General features: G+C 64.6%; 1 protein-coding gene. It reads right to left on the reverse strand.

Translation table 11 applies throughout. The features are described from left to right. Positions 1-29 precede the first annotated feature (29 nt). Positions 30-308 (reverse strand): transposase domain-containing protein (locus AAHM38_RS25570; RefSeq protein ID WP_277195847.1); only part of this gene is annotated, 279 nt, incomplete at its 5' end.

Below are 308 nucleotides of genomic sequence, written 5' to 3' on the forward strand. Positions count from 1 at the left end.
GTAAGCACCCGGTGAACCCGTCTTGCCAGCTAGGTGGCGCTGGGCGTCCAGCGATGCGGGAGCAGTTCGGCGATGTCGGCCGCCTTGTGGGTCGGCAGTCGCGTGAGGACGTCTTTCAGATAGGCGTAGGGATCGTGCCCGTTGAGCTTGGCCGATTGGATCAGGCTCATGACGGCAGCCGCGCGTTGACCGGCGCGCAGTGAGCCTGCAAACAACCAATTGGAGCGACCCAGGGCAACCGGCCGGATCTGTCGCTCGACGTGGTTGTTGTCGATGGGCACCGTCGGGTCGTCGAGGTAACGCACGAG

The organism is Ralstonia sp. OTU4908, assembly GCF_038440115.1.
GTDB classification, from domain to species: domain Bacteria; phylum Pseudomonadota; class Gammaproteobacteria; order Burkholderiales; family Burkholderiaceae; genus Ralstonia; species Ralstonia pickettii.